The sequence below is a fragment of the Hallerella porci genome (genome assembly GCF_003148885.1).
GTDB classification, from domain to species: domain Bacteria; phylum Fibrobacterota; class Fibrobacteria; order Fibrobacterales; family Fibrobacteraceae; genus Hallerella; species Hallerella porci.
Genome location: NZ_QGHD01000023.1, coordinates 19,588 through 40,661, shown reverse-complemented (window position 1 = coordinate 40,661; position 21,074 = coordinate 19,588). Strand labels below are relative to the sequence as shown.

Below are 21,074 nucleotides of genomic sequence, written 5' to 3'. Positions count from 1 at the left end.
ATGCTCCGTCTTTGCCAAAAATTGGCTTTCCTGTTTTGAACTGAGATGCTGCTTTTTTGATCATCTCTTTATATTCTTCGTGTGTCATCATAGTTCCTCAATTTACATCATTTTTCAAATGATGCTTGGTGGTGAATGACACAGTTTTATGGATAGAGTCCAAGTATCTGCTGAAAGTGATCTTGTACCTTGTTCATTTGACAATAACGGTGTTAGTGTTTATGTGATAAACAGTGATGCTGTTTACACTTGTTTAAATGGCGATTGGATAAATCAAAATACCGGACTTGTTTCCGGAGGCAATCTTATTCAAGTATCTGCTGAAAGTGATCTTGTACCTTGTTCATTTGATAATAACGGTGTTAGTGTTTATGTGATAAACAGTAATGCTGTTTACACTTGTTTAAATGGCGGTTGGATAAATCAAAATTCTGGACTTGCTTATTCGAGTTCTAGTTCAAGTGCGTTATTTGAAATTTCATCGAGCAGCTTTTTAGACACCGCTGTTGATTTAAGACTCCCAAGTGGCACTAAATGGGCGAACATAAATGTGGGTGCAAAAAAACCAGAAGATTCTGGCGATTACTTTGCTTGGGGTGAAATAGAACCAAAAGCAGAATACACCACAGAAAATTGCCAAACTTGTGGAAATAGTAATTTAGGCGACATTGCAGGCAATGCAAATTACGATGCAGCCACTGCCAACTGGGGCGTCAAATGGAAAATGCCGACATACGAACAAATGGATGAATTGGGATCAAAATGCACATGGGAATGGACAACCAAAAATGGTGTTGATGGTGCTATGGTAACAGATCCAAATGGTAACAGCATATTCCTCCCTGCAGCAGGGAACCGTGGCGATAGCTTGTTGGATGTAGGCAGTCGCGGCTACTACTGGAGCTCTACTCCGGCCACCAGCAATTACGCTTACATCTTTAACTTCCTTTCGGGTTACAGCACCATGAAGGACATACACCGCCGCATAGGTCGCTCTGTTCGCCCTGTCTTAGCAGAATAGCGTAGCGCATTCGATTTATTTGTCGCGGGCGTTACCTGCCCGCGACCGCAAAAGAAGAATGGTCAAATTGAACGAGTTCGCTTCCCCTTGCGTGCCTATACGGTGCGCCATCATCTCCTTCCTCATTAAATTACAGATTTTCAACAAGTTGTTTGTCGAGGAGCGGGTAAACGCGATTGAGTTCTACCAAATCTTTGATGGCTTCTTTGTCTGCGTAAAATTCTTCGATATTTTTGAAATCCAAATTCGGCGAAAATTCGGGAACGGTAAACAGATAACCGCATTGCACAAGATTTTCGAATGAACGATGCGTCAATTTTATGCCGGGGAAAAGTTCTTTGTATTTTACCAAAAAGTCTTTTTGCCGAATAAAAGTGCTGCCTTGTTTTTCTAAACCTTTCGTCTTTGCGACTGCGATAAATGCGGTGAGAATGGTCTGATCGTTTGCCGAAAGAAGTGAAATCGGAAGTTGCTTACTGTGCTTGCGTTTTAAAAGGGTGCGGTATAAAAGCTGCGGTAAATTCTTCCGATAAAAGTGAATTTGGATGTATTCGCCCGGGATAATTTCTGCGATACCGAGATTGCAAAGCGCACGGAGAAGTTCAAAAGTTTCATTGTAACCGAGCCCGTTGATGACATGCAAATCATCGGTCAAAGGCTCCACTTTGAATTTTCCATCTTCGCTTTTTCTCAAATATTTTGCGCAAAGAAAAAGGAGAGTGGGCAGCGCGTGAATTTTGTCAATCGTCTTGCGATTTTCTTCGAGACGATGTGTGTGCTTCGCTAAAAAATGCAAAAGCGGCGGGAACCAAGCGGGCAATTTTTCGCAGACGTTTTTTAAATCTTCGCGGGAAATTTCTTCGACTTCTACGGAATCCGTCGCGCGGAGAGTAAACGGATGCGGGGCGTTAAATAAAAGCGATTCTTCGCCGATGATGGAATTGGGTCCGAGAGTTTTAAAACTTTTAATGCGCGAACCTTCTTTCTTTTGAATTAACAGTTCGCCTTTGCGGACGATATACAATTTACCGTCTTGAGCACCTTCTTGAAAGAGAATGTCGCGGGGCAAAAGTTTTTTCATAAAAGCCCTCGGATATTGCGTTCGCCGTGAATTGCGCTCAGATATTTATCCAAGACGACGGTTTCCAAAAAGAGTTTTTGCGTATTCGGAATTTCGGAAAAAATGCCGAGCTCCAAAAATTTAATGATGACGATAATGTCGGCGTCGGGAGTCGCAATTTTCAAATACTTAAGCCATTCATCGCGGGAGCGTGTAAAGAGAGAATTTTCGAGCCCTAAAAATTCAAGGCACGCGCGTTCGCGCTTCGAAAGTCCGTAAGCGGGATACGTTTCGTTTTTGCGCTCAGCCTGCAAATATTCCACGAGAATGCGGAAAAGTTTTGGCTTGACCAAAAGCATTTTAGCGTTTTGTTCGCCGTTTTCGCCGGCTTCTAATTTCACAAATTTGCGGCGGATAAGTTCTTTTAATGCGATGGTAACTTCTTCTTTTTCGGTGCGCGTTTGCCACATGTATTCGCGGATAACCGCAGCGGTATCGAGAGGCTTGTTAACGGCACGCGTCGCTAAGAATAACGCAAAACTTTCGAGAACGCTCGCATAAATGGGCTTCGATAATGCAGCCTTTCCGTCTTTTGCTTTTTGCGAGAGAACTTTCATCGTCAAAAGCATCCACGGAGGCACTTGCTTGAGCACTTGCTCCATCGCTTTTTGCCCAATGCGGATAAGTACTGCGGGCTTTCCTGCGCGGACAGAATACACAAAAGGAGTTCCATCCATTACCGATGAAACCCCGATCAAAGATCCTTGCGGGATATTGTAAAGCATCTTTTCATCGTCAAAGGCTTCGAGTTCGCCTTCTTCGACGTAGACCATTTCAGAAGCTTTTTGGCCTTTTTTAAAAACAACAAAACCCGCTTGAACGGAAAACCGCTCAAGTGGTAAATTTGTTGCTTTCTTTTCGGGATCGCCCGGGTTCACGGGAAACCGCCGGAAAAATTAAGCTTCGCGCTTTTCGATACGGGCAGCCTTACCAGCGAGGTTGCGCATGTAGTAAATGCGAGCCTTGCGAACCTTACCCTTGCGGTTCACTTCGAAAGAAGCGATACGCGGGCTGTGCACCGGGAAAATACGTTCGATAGCAACGCCATCGGTCATCTTGCGGACGGTAACAGTTTCGCAAATGCCAGTGTTCTTCTGCTGGATGACGACACCCTTGAACGGCTGAATGCGTTCCTTGGTGCCTTCGATCACCTTCACGTTGACCGTGACGGTATCGCCGGTACGGATTTCCGGAATATCCGATTTCTTGTTTTCTTGCTGAATAGCTTCGATGTTAAGGGACATAAGATGTGACCTCTGTTATTGTGTGCCAAATTTAGTATCTATTTGCAACTTTTCGTAGATGTCGGGGCGTCTTTCTTGCGTTCTTTTTAAAGATTCCGCCCTTCTCCACTCGGAAATCCGCTGATGATGCCCCGAAAGGAGCACTTCTGGAACGGATTTTCCTTCAAAAACCTCGGGTCTGGTATAGACGGGCCAGCCGAGAGGTCCCTGAGCAAATGAATCTGTTTCGCCGGATTCTTTGTGTCCGAGAGCGCCAGGGAGGAGCCGGACAACAGCATCGGTTACAAGCATTGCAGGAAGTTCGCCGCCGCTGACCACAAAATCACCGATGGAGATTTCGAGATCGACGTAATTTTCGCGAATGCGTTCGTCAATTCCCTTGTAATGGCCGCAGACTAGCACCAAATGTTCTTCGTGAGAAAGTTCGGAGGCTAATTTGTGCGAAAACGGCACACCGTCTGCGGTAAGATAGATGACTTTGCCGCCGTCTTCTTTGACATGGGTGCTTTGAATAGCCGCAGCCAAAGGTTCTGGTCGGAGTACCATGCCCGGTTCGCCGCCGTAAGGAGAGTCGTCAACTTGACCATAATCATTCACCGCAAAATCGCGGAGGTAAACCGTATTGAATGAAAACAGTCCGTTCTTTTGCGCTCTGCCGACAATCGACTGCGAAATCGGAGCAAACATTTCGGGGAAAATGGTGATGCAATCAATTCTCATTCGACCCTCATCTCAAAAAGTTTTTGAAGAAAAACTTCTGAAATTTTAACGGTGCGTTTTTCTGAATTGATTTCACCGACGCATTCCTTAATCCACGGGGCGAGGATCTCGCTTCCTTTGTATGTAAAACGGAATGCGTTGACGCTGGGGAGAACTTCTACCGAAAGTACTTTTGCGATTTCTTGATCGGCGTCTCCGATGACGGAATAGCCTTCTAAATCAGAAAAGTAATATTTGCCTTCGGGAGCCGGAATCCGTTCGGACATGGGAACGCAAATGTCAGCGTTGACGAGCGATTTTAACGATGCTGGAGAATCGTAGCCTTGGAATTTGAGAATCCAAAGATCGCCTGCAATGCGTGCATTTTCGACTTTCAGCGGGAGCGTGTCTTTGCTGCATAACGCATAAACCGTTGTCAATTTCTGACAGCGTTTAATGTCGTGAGTTTGCGGGGCACATTTGATTTCACCCTTGAATCCGTGGGTGCGCATCAAGTGTCCGACGACGACCAAATCTTTATCGATTGCGTTTTCCATGTTTCAAAAGAAAACCCCGTGCAAAGTGCAGCACAGGGTTCTGCAGAAACCGTTTAAGAAATTAGGCCTGCGGAGCTGCTTCTTCAGCGGCAGCCGGAGCTTCCTTAGCAGCCTTTTCTGCTTCGAGACGAGCTTTCGCTTTAGGACCGAGTTTTGCCTTCTTTTCCTTGTCCGGACGCGGAGTTGCGTTCTTGCCTTCGATAGAACGGCCTGCCTTGATTTCATGGAAGAGATCGAGGATGCCGACTTTCTTCAAGAGAGACTTGACGGTGTCAGACGGTTGAGCACCAGTCTTGAGCCACTTCATCACCTTTTCTTGATCGAAAGTGATCACCGGCTGCTTCTGGTTCGGATCATAGAAGCCGACCTGTTCGATAAAGCTATCGTTACGGGCTTTGCGGTTGTCGATAACAACAGCGCGGTAAACGGAGTGGTGACGCTTGCCAAAACGAGCGAGACGAATAACTGTAGACATTGAAAATACCTCTTGTTGATTTTCGGGTGCAAATATAGAAAGAAATTTTAAAAATCCGTCATTTTCTCACAAATTAACTGAATTTTTTTTTGATTTATGGAAAATGAATCATTTTTGCGCGGATTGATTTCTGTGAAATGTAGCCGAATTGACGCGAATCTTCGCAGCGGCTGCCTTGGGTGCAAATGACGTAGTAATAATTTTCGCGAACGGGAATGGAGCTGATTTCGGTCGAATCTTCGGCGTTAAAAATTTTTCGTTCAAAGTGAACAGGAGTGGCTCCCGGATCTTCGCGGTTGATTTGGAGTCCGATTAAAAAATATTCTTGCCAATGGAATCCGTGAATTTCGCGGATGCTGACGGGACGCCCAGCAAGGCTTGTTGAGCCGACTCGAGAAAGCGATAAAGAATCTTTTCCGCGGAAGAGCGTGGCTTCGGTGTAAAATTTACGCAGCCCTTTTTTGCGCTGTAACATCGCAACGGCGTAATCGAAAGAAATATCGTTTAAATTTTTGATTTGCAAAGAATCGCCGCGGCGGGGAATTTGAAAATTTCTCGGGGAAATAATTTCGGATTCATCTTCCCACGTAAAAGAATTTTCGGCGCTTTGAATTTTTCCATCGGCAGAAATGAAAATCGAATCGCCCGGAAGTCCGAAGACTTCGCGCAAAACTTTTTCGCCGTCGGGCAATTGGATGAGAACAATATCGCCGCGGGTTAATTTATGTGTGCAAGTAGGAAGTTTGCAAACCCAAATGGAAGAGCCCGCAGGAACAATTGGGTCAAGAGAATTTCCGATGACGCGGATGGGCTCGATGACGTAAAATCGTAATGCGACGCTCACGAATAAAACCGCTGCGAGAATTATCCCGAAGAAAAAATTCCACTTGCGGGAAGATGCCCGCTGCAGTTTTTTGGCTCGTGATGCGACAGACATATTAGTCGTCGGAAGATTTTCCGGCGTCCGAAAGCGAGAGCACAGCGAGGAATGCTTTTTGCGGCACTTCGACAGAGCCGATGCTCTTCATGCGCTTCTTGCCTTCTTTTTGCTTTTCTAACAATTTGCGTTTGCGGGTAATATCGCCGCCGTAGCATTTGGCGAGAACGTCTTTGCGAACCGCTTTGACCGTGCTGCGGCTGATGATTTTTCCGCCGATGGCGCCTTGAATTGCAACATCGAATTGTTGACGCGGAATTAAATCTTTGAGACGAACGCAAATCGCATTGGCGTAAGACGCAGACTTTTCGCGGTGAATGATTACCGAGAATGCGTCCACCGGATCGCCGTTCAAAAGAATGTCGAGCTTCACCAAATTATTCGGACGATAGCCGAGCGGTGTGTAATCGAGTCCGCCGTAACCGCGACTGATGGACTTTAACCGATCGTAAAAATCGAACATAATTTCGGCGAGCGGTAAATTGTATTTGAGAATGACTTTCGTCTCGTCGATGTATTCCATATTGTCGAATTCGCCGCGTTTCTCTTCGCAGAGTTTCATAATGGCGCCGACAAAATCTTTGGGCGTAAAAATTTGTGCTTTGACGTAAGGCTCTTCGATGCGGTCGTAACGCGAAGCGTCGGGGAGCTTGGATGGGCTCGAAACTTTGAGCATTTCGCCGCCGGTCAAATAAACGTGATATTCAACGTTCGGCACGGTCGTAATAATGTTCACGCCGAATTCGCGGTCCAAACGTTCTTGCACAATTTCCATGTGCAAAAGTCCGAGGAAGCCGGTGCGGAATCCGAAGCCGAGAGCGTCCGAAGTTTCCGGTTCCCATTGGAGTGCGGAATCGTTCAATTTTAATTTTTCTAAAGCGTCGCGCAGATTTTTATAATCTTCGGGATCAATCGGATAAATTCCCGAATAAATCATCGGCTGAATGTCTTTGTATCCCGGAAGCGGTTCGCTCGCCGGATCATCGGCATCGGTAATCGTATCGCCGATTTTAACATCGCTAATCGTTTTCACATTGGCGAGGACGTAGCCGACCATGCCCGCGGTGAGTTCTTTGCGCGGATTCCGTTTCATCGTAAAGGTGCCGACTTCGGTTACGGTATAAGTCGCTCCAGTCGTCATCAGCTGAATTTCCATTCCCGGACGGAGAGTTCCGTTGAAAATGCGAATGTCGTTGATCACGCCGCGATAGGAATCGTACATCGAATCGAAAATGAGCGCTTGTAATTTGTCTTTGGAATCGCCTTTCGGGGCCGGAATTTCATCGACGATGCGATCGAGAACTTCTTCGACGTTAATGCCTGTTTTCGCCGAAATGCGGGGAATTTTTTCGGGATCGTAACCGAGCAAATCTCCGACGAGCTGCGCTACATGGTCGGGATTCGCACTGGGCAAATCCACTTTATTTAAAACCGGAATAATGGTCAAATCGTTTTCAATCGCCAAGTACAAATTGGAAAGCGTCTGCGCTTGGATGCCTTGTGTCGCATCGACGACGAGAATTGCGCCTTCGCAAGCGGCTAAGGAACGGCTGACTTCGTAGCTAAAGTCCACGTGCCCCGGCGTATCGATCATATTCAAAATGTATTGCTCATCGCCGCGGTTATACAGCAAACGAATTGCGTGTGCTTTGATGGTAATGCCCCGTTCCCGTTCTAGATCCATATCGTCTAGAAGTTGGTTTTGCATATCTTTTTCGGCGACGGTCTTTGTGAGTTCGATAAGACGGTCGGCGAGAGTGGATTTGCCGTGGTCAATGTGGGCGATGATTGAAAAATTGCGAATGTTATCTTCTATTTTGGCCATTGCCCGCAAATATAGCTAGTTAAATGGCGAAGTTTGAGACGAAAAAGGAAAGAATAACTATATTTGGGACATGAGCTCAAAAAAACAACCGTCTACAAAGAAATCGGTACCAGAAAAAAAGAATGTAAAAGCTGCTCCGGCTAAAAAAAGCGCTTCAGCGCCGAAGGCTTCTGCTGCAAAAAAAGCGGCACCAGCGAAAAAGCCTGCAGCGAAGCCCATTGCAAAAGCGGGAAAACCGGCGTCAACGCCTGCAACAAAAGCGGCTCCGGCAAAAACTGCGGCAAAGCCCGCGGTGAAAAAGTCGGCTTCTGCCGCAAAATCTGCGTCAAAAGCAGGTTCCAAAGTAGTCGCGAAAGCAACTTCTAAAACTTCTTCCGCATCGAAAGTTCCGGCGAAAGCCACAGCAAAGTCTGGAACAAAAGAAACAAAGCCTGCGGTAAAGGTAACTCCGACGAAAAATAAGACAAAGAATGGAAACGCTTCCACTCCGAAGAAAGGTTCTTCAGGAAAAGCGAATGTCAATCCATCAAAACCACCCAAACAGACTGCCCAAACGTCGGTAAATCCTGAGCCGAAGCCGCCAGTGAAGCCAGCGCCAGAGCCGCCTGTGGAAAATGTGATAGAAGATTCGCAAGAATCGGATAAGCGTGAGCTTGACTCAAAGTCGTCTGGGAAAAAAACGGAAACGACTTCTCATGCTGCAAAGAATGATGCGATTCTTTTGCGCGGCAATGTCAAATTGATGAAAACGCCGTTCTTCTCCGAAGAAGTGGATCAAGAAGATCGCACTTCGAAGAAAAAATCTTCTCCAGATGCCGTTGAAAAGCCGACCACGAGTATTCGCCATCGCGCATCTCTTGCCGAGGAAACTTCGGAAGAGCTTTATGCTCGCGTCATCGCAGAACTTCAAGAAGAAAACGATCGCTTCTTAAAAGAATGTTCGCATCAACTTTGCTCCAAATGCTGCAAAAATCCGGTTTCTCCCGATTTCCGCGTTGATAAAGATTTGGGCTACTGCGAAGAATGTGCCGAAATTTTAGGACTTGGCCGTTCGAAAGAAGCTCGCCACTTGAATTATCAAGCAAATCGCCTTGGAATGGATTCTTTGGACGAAGCGCGCGATGACGATGACTTTGGCGAAGCGCCTTCTCAAGAAGAAATTGACGAAGCGGATAAGGATTTGGACTTAGACGATTCGGATATGTAAATTAAATTGCCGAAAAAAACACTCCTTTGTTTGATGATTGACAAAAAGAGCGTCGCGAAAGCGGCGCTCTTTTGCTGTTACATTAGTTGATTTTACGGAGAACGCCGATGACGCGCCCCGCAATCGAAAATTTTTGATTGGAGTGGACTATAATCGGCTGATATTTGGGGTTGGCGGGGCGCAGTTCAATGTGATCGATCTGCGGTTGGTAGTATTTGACGGTTGCTTCGTCATCAACTTGAGCGATAATCATTTCTCCGCGTTCTGCGACCGTTTGGGAACGCGCAAAGACTAAGTCTCCATCAAAAATGCCCGCGTTAATCATCGAATCGCCTTTGACATGAAGCGCAAACACATTCGGCTGACTTGCGAGAAAATCGCGATCCACGGTAACGGTGCCTTCGATATTTTGAACGGCTAAAATGGGAGCGCCAGCAGCGACACGCCCGATAATCGGCACTTCTACGGTTGAAGATTCGGACGTTTCTTGGGTTTCTTGGAGAGAATTTTCGGATTCTTCCAAAATTTCAATGCCGCGGCTTAAACGGGGCGCGCGCCGAATGTAGCCTTTTTTAATGAGAGCGGCTAAAATGGAGCGGACGCCGTTGGTCGAAGAAATTCCGAATTTATCGCCGATTTCGCGGACGGTAGGCGGCATTTTTCCCCGCTCGGTGCAGGAACGGATGTAATCAAAAATTTCTTGTTGGCGTTCGGTTAGCGCTTTTTTTGTATCCATAAAAATACCTCGTTCTTTTTCTTTAAAAATAGTGCACATTTGTTTAATTGTCAATATATTCACTGCACATTTTTTATTTTCTTTTTTTCTAGACGAATTTGTCAAATTTTGGAATCTCTTTTAATGATAATTATCTAAATTAGGCGACGAAGTCGTTTCTTCTTTTCGCTGTTTAGCGATTTTGCCCGTTTTTGGGCCTTTTCACATAGCCGTTGAGCTCTTAGAGCGTTGGTAAATGGCTCCCGTATCACGACTTCCGCGAAAATCACGGTCCTTCCAGCCGCTTTTCGTGCCACCCTTTGATTGAGGTACATTAAATGGAATACATCACTCTCGCACTCGCCGCTCTCGCGGTGATCCTTGGATTCGTTATTCTGTCCAAGGTGAATAAGATCATTACGGATATGCATACTCCGATTGTTAAACGTGTTTCGGATACAAATCTGAAGCCGAATCGTCATCCGGTCAACGCTCAGGAAATGGCTGCGCGTAATAATGACCGCCGCGACAACAATCGCAACAATGACCGCCGTGATCGTGCCAATACGAATAACGCTCCGGCGAACCGTCAGGATCGCCCTTCTTTCAACCGTGACAGAAATGACCGCCGCGATGACCGCAATGCTCGTCGCGATGATCGTCGTGAACGCCGCCCGGGTCGCCGTGAATTTGTTCCGGCAGAAGCTCAGGCTCCGATTGCAGCTCCGGTGGAATCCGCTCCGGTTGCTCCGGCACCTGCTCCCGTGGAACCGACTCCGGCTCCTGTTGCGCCTGTTCAAGAAGCTCCGCGTACAGAAGGACGTCGTCCGCTTCCGCCGCGTGTGCAAGCAACTCTCCCAGAAGCTCCTGCAGCCGCTCCGGTTGCTCCCGCAGCTCCTGCTGCTCCTAGCGCAGAACCCGAAGCCGTCGGTGCAGAATTTGACCCGGCAAAAGTTCGCTATGGTCGCCGCAATGTGGTGAAAAAGCTCCCGGTAGAAGATTTTGATTCGGCAGAAGAAACTCCGAATGCATAAATAAAAAGAGCCCCGCGCAAGCGGGGCTTTTTGCTTTTATAATCGCGCGGCTTGGCTGCGCGATTATAATTTTCCCCCGATTGGGAAAAGTAAAAGTTGCAATTGATAAACTTTATCGGCTTCTTCGTCTTCGTCGGCGATTTGGGCAATTTCTTTTCGAAATGCGCTCATCCGTTCGACGATTTTTTCGTAGGCGGATTGCGAAATTCCTAGCGTTAAACCCGAAATATTTCGCAGTTGTGGGGGATCGCGGTCGATGGAAGCAGCACCGAGCGCTAAGCAATGTTGATGAAATCCGCGAAGGGCAATACGAGAAGTTCTGTCGCCAGTCGTAATGTCTTTATTCACCAAAACGTAAGAACCGTCTTCTTCTTCTTTGACGAGATTGCATTTTTCGAGTAATGCAACGGATTCTTTGGCTTCGTCGATGGTAATCGGCGGGTGAACGGATTTGGCGAGAGTTGCAAAATCCCCGTGAAATCCGAACATTCCGATGAGAGAGCGGACAACAAGATGCCGCCAATGAGAATAAACTTGATATTGATAAAAGGCGAGTTGATGCTGCCCCGCGGTAAAGCGGACGATTTTCAGCTCGTTCTGCATTTTTTGAAACCAGCTGTTCTTTTCTTCCATCGTTTCGGCTTGATTAAACCAAACGAGATCTTCGAAGAATGCGGCTTCGCGTTTGCCGAATTTTAGCCCGGAAATAATTTTTTGAATGCTTTGTGCCGAAAGGTTTTTGTCGCCTTGCATCACGCGGCTAATGAAATCTTTGGCTTTGAATCCGATTTTATCGGAAAAAGCACGCAGAGAAAACGCGGAATTTTCAGCCTTTTTTGACTGATAATAATCCTGCAAAAATTGCCTGTAGTCCAGGTATTCAAAAATTTTGCGCTGTTCTTTTTTCTCTGTCATACTTAGAATGTAGATAAATCAAAGCATCGACAATGAGAATGTTTGATTTTAGCGTTGTCTAGGAACAACGGAAAAAATGAGAGTTCTCAGTTCAAAAACTCGCAGCGAAGTTGCCCGTGGGCGACAGTCTCCTAGTAAAACAAAAAGAGGTTTCCGAGGTCTCTTCTAGTCTCCCAGCAAAATCAAATGAACTCTTCCGAGAGCTCTTCTAGCTTGTCTGTTTCGTGCGAATATTTTACAAATTTACCGATTAAAATTTTGCGCTTATCTCAGCGGCCTTCGGCGCACCAAACTTTAAATTCCTAACTCCTCATTCCTAATTTCTCATTTTCAACATTATTTTGAAAAAATGCGTTGATGGTTTGAATGGATTTTTCGGGGAGATTTGAAATTTTGGAGGTTTTTCCGTTTTGGAGGGAGTAAACTCCTGTGTTTTCTAGGAAAATGGAATCGTTTACGGAAATTTTTTCGGTAGAATCGGAATGCGTGGCGGCAAATTTTTGCAGAAAAGTTTGAACGTCGAGAATGCGGAAAATGCCGCGATGGATGTCTTCTTCTTCGCCGCCAAAATCAAAACCATCTTCGGTTTGAAATTGAATGGTGACGCTCGGCGGCGTAAAATCAAATTGCGTTTGCCATGCGGTAAATTGGAGATTGGCTTGAATGGCGCAAATGCAAGTGCAGCCGTTTTCTTTCGCGCGCTGCATCGCGTTGAAGATGACTTTTTTGGCAAAACCTTTTCCGCTGAATTCTGGATCGGTGGCGAGTCCGTAAATGTAGGCGACTTTTCCCCATTTGCTAGAAAAGGAAATGAGGTGAAGCATCGAGGCGAGTTTTCCGTTTTCGTAATGCGTAATTTGCGTGGACGGATTGGAATAAGGAAAAATGAAAGTCGCGAGAAATTCATCGGAATCTTCGGGGAAGGCTTTTTGCCATAATTCCCAAATGTCATTCTCTGTGGAATTTTTGCTCGTCGAAAAATATTCTGCGGAAATCGCATCGGGAAAATACGACAACTTGGATTTGCGCAAAGAGGAAAGTCCCATATCTTCTTCGCGGTTAATCCATTCAATTTCTGCGGGCAAATTTTCTGCCATGAGCTGATTGATTTTGGCGTAAGCGCCTTCGTATTGCGTGTCCGCTTTTTCGACATGAACGTAAAAAGTGTTTTGGTTAATTTGAGAACCAAAAGAAAAGGCGATTGCGTTTTCGTCAACGGATAAAAGAATGCCGAATAAATTTAATTCCGCGTAATGGGCTAGGGAATTTTCAATCATTTCTTTTTCGTGGCGAATCGTCGACGTTTCGACTTCTTGAGTTTGACACCACTTTGTGATGAGCTTGTGCAATGCTGCAGCGTGTTTTTCGGGATTTAAAATTTCAAATTTTGCGGTCGGATAACGCTTATCAAATTGCGTAATGTGATTGCGCTTGGAATGGAGTTTTCGCCCGGCGAGATGCGCTAATTTTTCGCGGCTGTAAATGTAATTGCCGAAACTGCGGTCGGTGTAAAATCGCTGCGTTTGCATTTCGGGCAGAGCTTGGTATCGGTTTACGAATTCTTGTGAAATGGAAAAAAATCGCACCGGCTGCTTCGTTTCGTTTGCGGCATCGCGAAAGATAAATTGAATCGCTGCGGTAGCGTCGCCCGTTCCGAGAGGTTCTAAGTACGCCCATTTTTCGGAGCCTGCAACGTGAAAACGGATAATCAGAAAATTTTCAAATTCGCACCAAACGGTTTGGTAATACTTGGACCACGCAAAGAGATTGGCGAAGGCGTAATCGCAGCATTGTTTATTTGCCGCACGCAGATATTTTTCAAAAATCGATTTGCTCGAAAGACTTATCGGCTGAAACATGATTTTCATTTACAAAAAAAAGCTTCCGTAAAAACGAAAGCTTTTGCAATTTACTTTTTCTTTTTCTTAGAAGTCTTTTTCTTCGGCTTTGCCTTGGATTTGGCTTTTGCTTTTGATTTAGATTTCTTGGATTTCGAAACTTTTGCCTTTGGTTGAACTTCCTCTTCTTCGGGCTCTTCGACTTGTTCCGGTTCTGGAGTGCTTTCGACGGCACTTGTCGCAGGCGCTTGCATTTCTTGGAGAGCGGCATTGGCTTCGTTCACGAAACGGCCGTCCGGGAAACGCTTCAGATAAATCTGATAATCTTTTTCGCGGTTGCTTTCTTGCACCAAGCGGAAAATGCATTCTTCGGCTTCGTCGCGGAATTGACCTTGCGGGAAGTTGGACAAGTAATCCAAATAAGATTTAAATGTATTCGCTTCTTGCGCCTTCTTGAAAATTTGGTAATCGCCGACGACTTGGAGCTTGGCTTCGATGTCTTTGCGATACGCGGAATTCGGATAGTATTGCAAGAACATTTCCATCATTTCCGGATCGTTCGATGCCATCACTTGTTTGTAACGAGCATCTTCTTGAGAAACTTGGTATTCCTTCAACTGGACTTTGTTCGAATCCAATGTGCTGTAAAGTTGTTCTTTCGTCGCGAGATCTTCCGGATGGCAGAATGCGAGATAGCTTTCGAGGACATCGTTGAACTGAGCCTTCGTATATTTTTCGCTCATGTCGGGCAACTGACCGTTTTCGAGGAAGAAACGGTAATCGCGTTCAATTGCCATGCAGTCCCAATCCGAGAGAGTGTCTTTGACTTCGGAATTGTTGCGGAGCTGCGCATCGCGGTCGCGGAGAGCAAAACGCATTCTGCGGTCGCGGCGACTTTCTCTGCCGAATTCCAAAGAAATTTCAAGGCCGATGCGTACGGGAAGCTTGGTTTCTACTTTGGTAAATTCAACTCCCGAGTAAGCGCCTGGGATAGAAAGATTTTCGGTGTTCGATTTGTATTCCGGAGTTGCTTTGATGTCTTCAATTTTATTGAAGGCTTTTTTCACATGCAAACCGATTTTGAGGTCGCCGTCGCGGAAAATTTCGGCGATGCGATATTCTAAGCCGCCTTCGACAAAGTAGCTGAGAGAAGTTTCCGAATGCGTTTTCGTCGTCGCGGTTTCTTTATTTTCGAAACGATAATATTGAAGACCGATACCGCCCAAGATGCGCAAGTCCAAATTCCCGATTAAATTGACCGAGAAACCTGCGAGGCCAGCGGGATTAAACGACATAAAGGAGAGTTCGTTGCCGCTGCCCGATTGTGCGCCGTTATAGGTATAATCCGCGCCGGAGGAAATTTCGCCGAATTGAAATTCACCGAATTGGGCACCGAGCCATAAGGTAAATGGAATGTCGGCTTTGAAAAGCGGAGTAAACAGCGGGCTGAAGAGGAAACCGAGCGACATCGGCACGGTGTAAACGTCTTCGTCGATTTTTTCGTTTAAGAGTTGCCCCTTTCCTTCGAAGGTGATCGGAGTGTAAGGTTCAACCTGAAAAAAAGTCTGAGTATGCCAGTTTGAACGTTCAAAGTCAGCACCGAACGCCAAGCTTGCAGCAAGCAATGGGAGTAAAATTTTACGCATCATCTATAATTTACTTTCTTTGAAGAAAAACGTTTCTCGCATAAGAGGAAAATAACGGGAAAAAGAGGGCGAGTTTGGCTTTTTAGAACGAGAGAACAATTCCCGCTGCTAAAAGTCCGCCGGCAAAGATCAAAAGTCCGGTGCCGACATAGCGTTCGGTCTTAGAACGGTCGGCGTAGCGATGATTTTTATCCACTAATTTTTGGAAATGTTCACCGCCTCCAGAACTTGGCATTTTGAGTTCATCGCGAATGTCGCGGGCTTTATCGCGGTCTTTTTCGGCGATGTAGAGGAGAATGCCACCGGCGACGGCGGGCGCAATTGACACGCCGAGAGAAAGATGTCCCCAAAAAATGCGCTTTTGAATTTGCTGAAAGACGGCTTGCGATTCCAATTCTTGTTTGGATTGAAGAGTGTCCAGTTGAACTTCGACGATGGTTTTACTCGTTGCGCTGACGCGGAATTGAATGACGGTATCGCGGAATCCTTCGCGCCATAGATGCAATTCGGCGGGACCCGGAGTGCGTGTGGTGAGAATTTTCGGCGTTTTTCCGATGGGACGACTGTGCGGAGTGATTTCTTCGGCTTCGTAAATTTGTGCGCCAGCGGGGACGCTGTGAATTTCAACTTCGGGCTTGACGCGTTTTAGACGCAAATTGATTTTTGCGGTGTCACCGGGAATCGGGCGAATCGTCGCTTTATTTGCCCACAAAGTATTTTCCACATCCCAAAATGCTTCGAGTTCTACTTTCCCCGTGTCTTCGATGGCGAATGCACACGGCGTTTGACAAATGACATCTTCGCCTTTGCGCGAAAGGTTTGCGCCTTCGGGATCCGTTTCAACATAGATGAAACTTTTCGTCGATTTTTCGCGGACAGGTTCTTGATAAATGCCGAGAGCTTTTTCCATCCAATGCACAAAACGGTCTGCGCTTAATAATTCGGTGGTCGCATTTTTTGCAGAAAGGGTCAGCTTTGCCGTCGTTTGCGATTTGTTCTGAATTAAAAATTGATGCAAGAAAAGATCCAAACTATCTTGGTGTTTTGCCGGTTGAATTTCTAAAGTCCAAACGGAATGTGCATTACGACTTTCGGCTTCTTGAGCGATGCATGGCGAATTTTTGCATTGCGGAAAATCGTTTGTAGAAACCGCGATGGGCGAAAGTCCTTTTTCGTGAAGAGTTTGCAGTTGTAAAATGCGAATGCGTTCGGCGAGCGCAGAATCAATCGGGCGACGTAATGCGGGGAAAACGAGCGCTTTATTGGAAAGGTTAATTTGTTCAATTTGCGGCGCAGTTGCGGAATCGTTTGCGGTAGAATCTATCGATGAAATATTTGCCGAAGAATCGGGAAGAGAATCGCTAGGAACATTTTCTTTGAGAATTGAATCGGTGTGCGCAGAATCATTTTTTGTAAAAAGAGAATCCACTTCTGCAAGTACAATCGCATTGCCACTAGAATCGCGCAAATTCGCAACGCGGGATTTTAAAATTTTTACGACGGTAAATGTATCGGCGACAAATCCGCCGAGGAAAAGTGCATCGCCTGCAGCACCGACGAGTTCGGCGTTCTGTTTTGCGCCCGAGATAAGTTCGACGGAAACGGGAAAACCGCGGCGTGTTTCGGCGTAAACGAATAATGAAAAACTGAGAAAGAAAAGGAAAATTTTTTTCATCTCAACCTTCTAAAAATAAAAGACGGCGGCAGCGCCTAAAAGAGCGGCGCTAATGCCGAGTGAAACGAATGCAGCGGTGCGAAAATTTCGGCCGCTTTTTTTATCGTCGTGAAAATCTTTTTGCAACTGCTGAAAGTGTTTGCCTTCGCGGATAAGACTGTTGTCTATTTTTTTGCGGGTGTCGTCCGCTTGGTGAAATTTCCATTCAGCGAGCCCGAAGAAAGTTCCCGAAAGCGCAAGCGGAATTGTGCCCGCGAAGAAAAGAAGTTTTCCGGTGCGACGATTTTCGCGTTTATTGAGAATCGCTTCTTGCCATTCTAATTTATCCAAATCGGATTCTTCTTGAAGTTCAATCCAAACAAAATTTTTTGTCTGCGATTTGAGATGAATATCCAAGGTTGTGTCGGCGTAGCCGGGCTTAAAAAAAGTAACGCGGACTGTGGAATCATTTGGCGATAATGAAATGGAATCGGGCGAATGCATTTCGGCATTTTGAATAAAAGATTCGGGACGATTTCCGAGATAAATTTCGGCGCCCGCAGGCCATGTAGAAATGCGCAAAGTTTTCGTCGAATCCGCAGCGAAAATGTTAGCGGTCAAGCAGAAAATAAAACAGAAAAGAATCCAAAGTTTCATAAATCCTCCGGATTAAAAGGACCCGCAAGAGTTAACGCATCTTTTTTATTTTGAAGAGTCCACAAAATCGGCGCACTTAAATTTCCCGCATAATCGCGCAGCGAAAGCGATAAAATGCAGCGGTTTTTGCAAGAAGGCAAGAAGCGAACTTCATCTTGGCGAATCGTGCGTTCAATCGCTTCGCCATCGATGAGAATGCGAACGGAATTATTTGCAATTCCCGAGCCTGCATCGAAAAGGGAAAATCGAATGGAATCGCCTTGAGCAAAGGTCATCTTATTCGGAGAAAATTGCGGCGGAACAGTATCGCGCAAAACAATTGTATCGAGAACATTATACGTCGCTTTGGGCAAATCAAATTGAGTTTCGAATGAAGAATATTCTGTTAAAAGAGAATCGGAAATCGTCAGATGAAAATTTTTTCCCGCTTTTAATTTTTTAAAACTCAGCGTGGACGGATTTTCGGAAATTTTCTGCATCGCCAAAGTGTCGCCGTTTTCATTTTGCAAAATCAATTTTCCCGAAGGCGAACGCCCCGTAGAAAGTGACCGATACCAAATCGGAATGATGAGTTCTGCCGTTTCGGTTTGCGTTAGCGCAGTATAAAAAGTTTGCACAAGAGAAGTGTCGATGTTAAAGGCGTAATTTGTTTCGGGAACATGCGCGACAACTCCCCAGAAGAAGGCGAAAGAAGTGTCCGAAAGATACGCAGGATCGCCGATAAAAAGTGGACCCGGAAAATGATATTTTCCGTTGCAAGGAATGGTGTCGTAAGGATATGTCCAAAGGAGGGATTTTTCCATCGAAAAATAAAGCAGACATTCGACGTTTTTCCAAGAATGAATGCCTTCGGTTTTGACTTCAAAAGTGATTCCGTTTGAATCGAGTGCGTCAAATTGATTGTAACCATTTGCTGGAAATTGCGGCGTCACATGAAGCGGATTTGTGACATATAAAGTTAAAGTGTCGCGAAGTGTATCGTCAAAATAGTCAACGGTTTTTAAGATGATGGGAAAAATTCCGGTGTCAGGAAATGTCTTGGCAATCGCTGATGTAATCGCAGATTCTTTTCCAAAATTCCAAATGAAATTTTTCACATAATCCGAAATGTAATCGTATGCGATGCGGTTTCCGTTGATTTGAATGTTGGCGCTGAAACGCCCCGATTCGCCTTGGAGAATTTCTATTTCGCGGTAACCAGAAAATGAACCATATGAAGTGCCGGAATAAGTGAAAGGCACAAAGGTGATGCCCGATTTGAGTGCTGGCACATCGTCAAAATGTACGTGCGAATCGTCTCCGCAATTCACGAAGAAGATTAGAAAAAATGTCAACAGAAAAATTTTTTTCATCCAGAAACTCCGTTGACATAAAGGGTGAAATGATTCTCAAAACGAGCACCGCTTTCGTATTGAATGTAAACGCGAATCGTCATCTCGGGATTTTGAAAAAGGGAACCAGAAAAAGTTTTTTCGGCGGATTGTTTTCCGTCGGCAGCGGCTTCGCCGTCCCAAGAACCGTCGCCATCAATATCCCAAAAGAAACGCTTCGGTGTTAAATGCGGACAAGCATTTTGAATGGGAATTTTTAATGTGGTATTTTTTTCTACAAGCGTATCCGAAAAAGTTTGAACGCATAAATTTTTCGGCGATAAAGAAAATTGTTCTTTGGAAAAATTCCCCGCTTGATCGGTTACCGAAATGGTAATCGGATGCGAAATGAGAGCGGGAGAAATTTCTGCGGTAAAAATTTGAAGCGTATCGTTTAAAATTTCCCAAGCGGAATAAGCTTCGCCGTCGATGACAACGCGGATTTTTTTCGGTGAAATGGCGGGGCCGTTTTCGATGATTGAAAATTTTAAAGTGTCGCGGAAAAGGAATGTATTATTTTCACAATCATTGCAGAGAATGTAAGGTTTTATCGTATCTTGAATCGAAATTGCATACGAAGAAATTTGACGACTTTTTACGGCGAAAGAAATGGTATCGCTTTGATAATCGTGGAATTTTTCATGACGGAAAAAGATGCGATAATTACCTGCGGGAAGATTTTTCATCGTGAGCAAAGAATTGTCCCAATCGATCAAAAGAGAATCTGCAGAAATGATTTCTTTTTTGGAATTCCACAGTTGAAATTCGAATTTTTCATTTTGAGAAAGAGCGGATTGAATGCGGAAAAGGGTTGCGCCGCGCGAAGAAGAATCGGCGCTTTCGGTGACGAAATTCGCTCGCAATGTGTCGAAAGAAACGCGGGCAAAATCATCTTGCGCATAAACTTCCCAAGTGCAGTTTTCTAAAGAAGGCAATGAAAATTTTGGCGAAAATTGTGGCGAAGAGAGAATAGTGTCTGCGAGAATTTTTTTGCCGCAGCGCAATGAAAAATGATAATTCGTTTCGGCAAATGGATTTGTTTCAAGCGCATTCCAAGCAAAAGAAATTTTTGCGTTTGCTGAAATTTCGCTGCCGTTTCGCGGAATAAAATTTTCTAAATCGAGAACGGGAATGGGCGCAGTCCAAAATGTCACGCTGTCCGAAAGTGTATCGGCAAAGCGATCGAGTAAAACGAATTTGGCGACGTGCATTCCCGATTGAGAAACGAGAGTGCGGTGCGAAAATTCTGAAAATTTTTTCCCGTTGTCAATTTGCCAATAAAAATTTTCCATGCGGATGGAACGCGACGGCTCAATGAGCGCAATCAAAAGAATACTATCCGTCGGTAAAATCGTATCGGCTTTGACGCGGGTATTTGTCGAATCACCGAGGCGCGAAAAATAAGCTTTGACAGAAACCGCTTCGGCATCGTTTGCGTTAAAAGAAATGCTATCGTCCGAACAAGCGATGAAAAAAATCATCCAAAGGCAGAGAAAAATTTTTGCTTTCACAATTCCTCCACCACAAAAAAGTGAATGATTTCCGAAGAATCGCGTAAGCCGTAACGGTCTTGCACATAAACGCGGAAGGTGTGATTTCCCGGCGCAAAACCCGATTGATAAATCTGCGTCAAATTCCCCGCATAAAAAAATGTAGAGTCCCATTCGAGAGTGTAAAAAAGCGAATCTTTTTTATCGGCATCGGTTGCGGAATACGAAAAGAAAAATGCGGTTGCAGAATTTCCGGCAAGAGTATCCCCGTTTTCGGGAATGATTTTTTGGGAAAGTTTTGGCGGCGAATCCAAGGTAAAATCTAAAGAAAAAGAGAGACGATTTCCTTCGTCATCGATGGCGATTAACGAATCGGGAACTTGCGATGTATCGGTTGCAAAAAATTTTCCGCGATGTAAAACTTTTTCATTTTTTATCCACGAAAATTGCAGCAAATTTTCAAATTCTGCGGGCGAAGTTTTCGCGTATACAGTAAAAGAATCGCCGGGCGAAACTTGTAAAGGAATTGTGCACGAAGAATCTTTTTCAAGGCAAACGGAAAGGCGAAATAGATTTCCGATTTTTGCGGGAGAATCGGGAGTTTCTAAGCATGCGAAGAGAAGCATGCAGCTCACGATAAAAAGAATCCGCTGAAAAATTTGCATACCCC

Annotated in this window: 21 protein-coding genes; 3 read left to right on the top strand and 18 right to left on the bottom strand. The window is 45.2% G+C overall.

Annotated features, from left to right (window positions below; all coding sequences use genetic code 11):
- Positions 1 to 148 precede the first annotated feature (148 nt).
- On the top strand, positions 149 to 1,021 hold the full coding sequence (locus B0H50_RS09935) for a fibrobacter succinogenes major paralogous domain-containing protein (RefSeq protein ID WP_109587643.1): 873 nt from the start codon (positions 149 to 151) through the stop codon (positions 1,019 to 1,021).
- 130 nt (positions 1,022 to 1,151) lie between these two features.
- On the opposite strand, the gene B0H50_RS09930 is transcribed toward B0H50_RS09935, so the two are convergent.
- From B0H50_RS09930 to B0H50_RS09890, 9 genes are all read right to left on the bottom strand, one after another.
- Positions 1,152 to 2,102 (bottom strand): cyclic nucleotide-binding domain-containing protein, encoded by a 951-nt coding sequence (locus B0H50_RS09930; protein ID WP_106199465.1) that lies wholly within the window; start codon positions 2,100 to 2,102, stop codon positions 1,152 to 1,154.
- Entirely contained in the window at positions 2,099 to 3,019 is a 921-nt protein-coding gene (locus B0H50_RS09925; protein WP_106199463.1) for a Crp/Fnr family transcriptional regulator, read from the bottom strand. Before B0H50_RS09925 ends, B0H50_RS09930 begins: the two co-directional genes overlap by 4 nt.
- An 18-nt stretch (positions 3,020 to 3,037) precedes the next feature.
- Positions 3,038 to 3,385 carry a 50S ribosomal protein L19 gene (gene rplS, locus B0H50_RS09920; RefSeq protein ID WP_106199461.1) on the bottom strand — a complete coding sequence of 116 codons (348 nt, stop codon included), beginning with the start codon at positions 3,383 to 3,385 and terminating at the stop codon, positions 3,038 to 3,040.
- Positions 3,386 to 3,400: 15 nt separating this feature from the next.
- Positions 3,401 to 4,105, bottom strand: coding sequence for a tRNA (guanosine(37)-N1)-methyltransferase TrmD (gene trmD, locus B0H50_RS09915; RefSeq protein ID WP_106199459.1), 705 nt, complete (start codon positions 4,103 to 4,105; stop codon positions 3,401 to 3,403).
- Positions 4,102 to 4,641 (bottom strand): ribosome maturation factor RimM, encoded by a 540-nt coding sequence (gene rimM, locus B0H50_RS09910; RefSeq protein WP_106199457.1) that lies wholly within the window; start codon positions 4,639 to 4,641, stop codon positions 4,102 to 4,104. The genes trmD and rimM overlap by 4 nt, the downstream gene beginning before the upstream one ends.
- Positions 4,642 to 4,702: 61 nt before the next feature.
- Positions 4,703 to 5,116: a 30S ribosomal protein S16 gene (gene rpsP, locus B0H50_RS09905; RefSeq protein WP_106199455.1), complete on the bottom strand. Its 414-nt coding sequence runs from the start codon at positions 5,114 to 5,116 to the stop codon at positions 4,703 to 4,705.
- Between the two features lie 94 nt (positions 5,117 to 5,210).
- A complete protein-coding gene (locus B0H50_RS09900; RefSeq protein WP_106199452.1) occupies positions 5,211 to 6,053 on the bottom strand; it encodes a S26 family signal peptidase in 843 nt (280 codons plus the stop codon).
- Between the two features lies 1 nt (position 6,054).
- The gene (lepA, locus tag B0H50_RS09895; RefSeq protein WP_106199449.1) at positions 6,055 to 7,878 is read right to left on the bottom strand and encodes a translation elongation factor 4; all 1,824 of its coding nucleotides are present in this window, start codon (positions 7,876 to 7,878) and stop codon (positions 6,055 to 6,057) included.
- Between the two features lie 57 nt (positions 7,879 to 7,935).
- Entirely contained in the window at positions 7,936 to 8,418 is a 483-nt protein-coding gene (locus B0H50_RS09890; protein ID WP_109587642.1) for a hypothetical protein, read from the bottom strand.
- Positions 8,419 to 8,485: 67 nt separating this feature from the next.
- On the opposite strand from B0H50_RS09890, the gene B0H50_RS09885 reads away from it, so the two are divergent.
- The gene (locus B0H50_RS09885; RefSeq protein WP_109587641.1) at positions 8,486 to 9,085 is read left to right on the top strand and encodes a hypothetical protein; all 600 of its coding nucleotides are present in this window, start codon (positions 8,486 to 8,488) and stop codon (positions 9,083 to 9,085) included.
- Between the two features lie 82 nt (positions 9,086 to 9,167).
- Here B0H50_RS09885 and lexA read toward each other — a convergent pair whose 3' ends face one another.
- Positions 9,168 to 9,821 (bottom strand): transcriptional repressor LexA, encoded by a 654-nt coding sequence (gene lexA / locus B0H50_RS09880; protein ID WP_158256514.1) that lies wholly within the window; start codon positions 9,819 to 9,821, stop codon positions 9,168 to 9,170.
- Positions 9,822 to 10,138: 317 nt separating this feature from the next.
- Here lexA and B0H50_RS09870 point away from each other — a divergent pair, with 317 nt between their 5' ends.
- Positions 10,139 to 10,834 (top strand): hypothetical protein, encoded by a 696-nt coding sequence (locus tag B0H50_RS09870; RefSeq protein WP_109587640.1) that lies wholly within the window; start codon positions 10,139 to 10,141, stop codon positions 10,832 to 10,834.
- 63 nt (positions 10,835 to 10,897) lie between these two features.
- On the opposite strand, the gene B0H50_RS09865 is transcribed toward B0H50_RS09870, so the two are convergent.
- The 8 genes from B0H50_RS09865 to B0H50_RS09830 form a co-directional block, all read right to left on the bottom strand.
- Entirely contained in the window at positions 10,898 to 11,749 is an 852-nt protein-coding gene (locus B0H50_RS09865) for a TIGR02147 family protein (protein ID WP_106199434.1), read from the bottom strand.
- A gap of 302 nt (positions 11,750 to 12,051) precedes the next feature.
- Positions 12,052 to 13,617 carry a GNAT family N-acetyltransferase gene (locus tag B0H50_RS09860; RefSeq protein ID WP_109587639.1) on the bottom strand — a complete coding sequence of 522 codons (1,566 nt, stop codon included), beginning with the start codon at positions 13,615 to 13,617 and terminating at the stop codon, positions 12,052 to 12,054.
- Positions 13,618 to 13,658: 41 nt separating this feature from the next.
- Positions 13,659 to 15,236: a hypothetical protein gene (locus B0H50_RS09855; RefSeq protein WP_106199429.1), complete on the bottom strand. Its 1,578-nt coding sequence runs from the start codon at positions 15,234 to 15,236 to the stop codon at positions 13,659 to 13,661.
- A 79-nt stretch (positions 15,237 to 15,315) separates the two neighbouring features.
- Positions 15,316 to 16,908: a peptidase associated/transthyretin-like domain-containing protein gene (locus tag B0H50_RS09850; protein ID WP_109587638.1), complete on the bottom strand. Its 1,593-nt coding sequence runs from the start codon at positions 16,906 to 16,908 to the stop codon at positions 15,316 to 15,318.
- 9 nt (positions 16,909 to 16,917) lie between these two features.
- Complete coding sequence (locus B0H50_RS09845) at positions 16,918 to 17,544, bottom strand: hypothetical protein (RefSeq protein ID WP_106199423.1); 627 nt, start codon at positions 17,542 to 17,544, stop codon at positions 16,918 to 16,920.
- Positions 17,541 to 18,896: a hypothetical protein gene (locus tag B0H50_RS09840; RefSeq protein WP_106199420.1), complete on the bottom strand. Its 1,356-nt coding sequence runs from the start codon at positions 18,894 to 18,896 to the stop codon at positions 17,541 to 17,543. Before B0H50_RS09840 ends, B0H50_RS09845 begins: the two co-directional genes overlap by 4 nt.
- The gene (locus tag B0H50_RS09835) at positions 18,893 to 20,425 is read right to left on the bottom strand and encodes a hypothetical protein (RefSeq protein WP_109587637.1); all 1,533 of its coding nucleotides are present in this window, start codon (positions 20,423 to 20,425) and stop codon (positions 18,893 to 18,895) included. The genes B0H50_RS09840 and B0H50_RS09835 overlap by 4 nt, the downstream gene beginning before the upstream one ends.
- Complete coding sequence (locus B0H50_RS09830; protein ID WP_106199414.1) at positions 20,422 to 21,069, bottom strand: hypothetical protein; 648 nt, start codon at positions 21,067 to 21,069, stop codon at positions 20,422 to 20,424. The genes B0H50_RS09835 and B0H50_RS09830 overlap by 4 nt, the downstream gene beginning before the upstream one ends.
- Positions 21,070 to 21,074: the final 5 nt, after the last annotated feature.

Excerpts from the sequence above, each read along its gene's own strand:
- B0H50_RS09930 (WP_106199465.1), bottom strand. The coding sequence starts at position 2,102 with ATGAAAAAACTTTTGCCCCGCGACATTCTCTTTCAAGAAGGTGCTCAA.
- B0H50_RS09870 (WP_109587640.1), top strand. The coding sequence starts at position 10,139 with ATGGAATACATCACTCTCGCACTCGCCGCTCTCGCGGTGATCCTTGGA.
- B0H50_RS09850 (WP_109587638.1), bottom strand. The coding sequence starts at position 16,908 with ATGAAAAAAATTTTCCTTTTCTTTCTCAGTTTTTCATTATTCGTTTAC.
- B0H50_RS09830 (WP_106199414.1), bottom strand. The coding sequence starts at position 21,069 with ATGCAAATTTTTCAGCGGATTCTTTTTATCGTGAGCTGCATGCTTCTC.
- rpsP (WP_106199455.1), bottom strand. The coding sequence starts at position 5,116 with ATGTCTACAGTTATTCGTCTCGCTCGTTTTGGCAAGCGTCACCACTCC.
- lepA (WP_106199449.1), bottom strand. The coding sequence starts at position 7,878 with ATGGCCAAAATAGAAGATAACATTCGCAATTTTTCAATCATCGCCCAC.
- B0H50_RS09865 (WP_106199434.1), bottom strand. The coding sequence starts at position 11,749 with ATGACAGAGAAAAAAGAACAGCGCAAAATTTTTGAATACCTGGACTAC.
- B0H50_RS09855 (WP_106199429.1), bottom strand. The coding sequence starts at position 15,236 with ATGATGCGTAAAATTTTACTCCCATTGCTTGCTGCAAGCTTGGCGTTC.
- B0H50_RS09860 (WP_109587639.1), bottom strand. The coding sequence starts at position 13,617 with ATGAAAATCATGTTTCAGCCGATAAGTCTTTCGAGCAAATCGATTTTT.
- lexA (WP_158256514.1), bottom strand. The coding sequence starts at position 9,821 with ATGGATACAAAAAAAGCGCTAACCGAACGCCAACAAGAAATTTTTGAT.
- trmD (WP_106199459.1), bottom strand. The coding sequence starts at position 4,105 with ATGAGAATTGATTGCATCACCATTTTCCCCGAAATGTTTGCTCCGATT.
- rplS (WP_106199461.1), bottom strand. The coding sequence starts at position 3,385 with ATGTCCCTTAACATCGAAGCTATTCAGCAAGAAAACAAGAAATCGGAT.
- B0H50_RS09840 (WP_106199420.1), bottom strand. The coding sequence starts at position 18,896 with ATGAAAAAAATTTTTCTGTTGACATTTTTTCTAATCTTCTTCGTGAAT.
- B0H50_RS09900 (WP_106199452.1), bottom strand. The coding sequence starts at position 6,053 with ATGTCTGTCGCATCACGAGCCAAAAAACTGCAGCGGGCATCTTCCCGC.
- B0H50_RS09845 (WP_106199423.1), bottom strand. The coding sequence starts at position 17,544 with ATGAAACTTTGGATTCTTTTCTGTTTTATTTTCTGCTTGACCGCTAAC.
- B0H50_RS09935 (WP_109587643.1), top strand. The coding sequence starts at position 149 with ATGGATAGAGTCCAAGTATCTGCTGAAAGTGATCTTGTACCTTGTTCA.
- rimM (WP_106199457.1), bottom strand. The coding sequence starts at position 4,641 with ATGGAAAACGCAATCGATAAAGATTTGGTCGTCGTCGGACACTTGATG.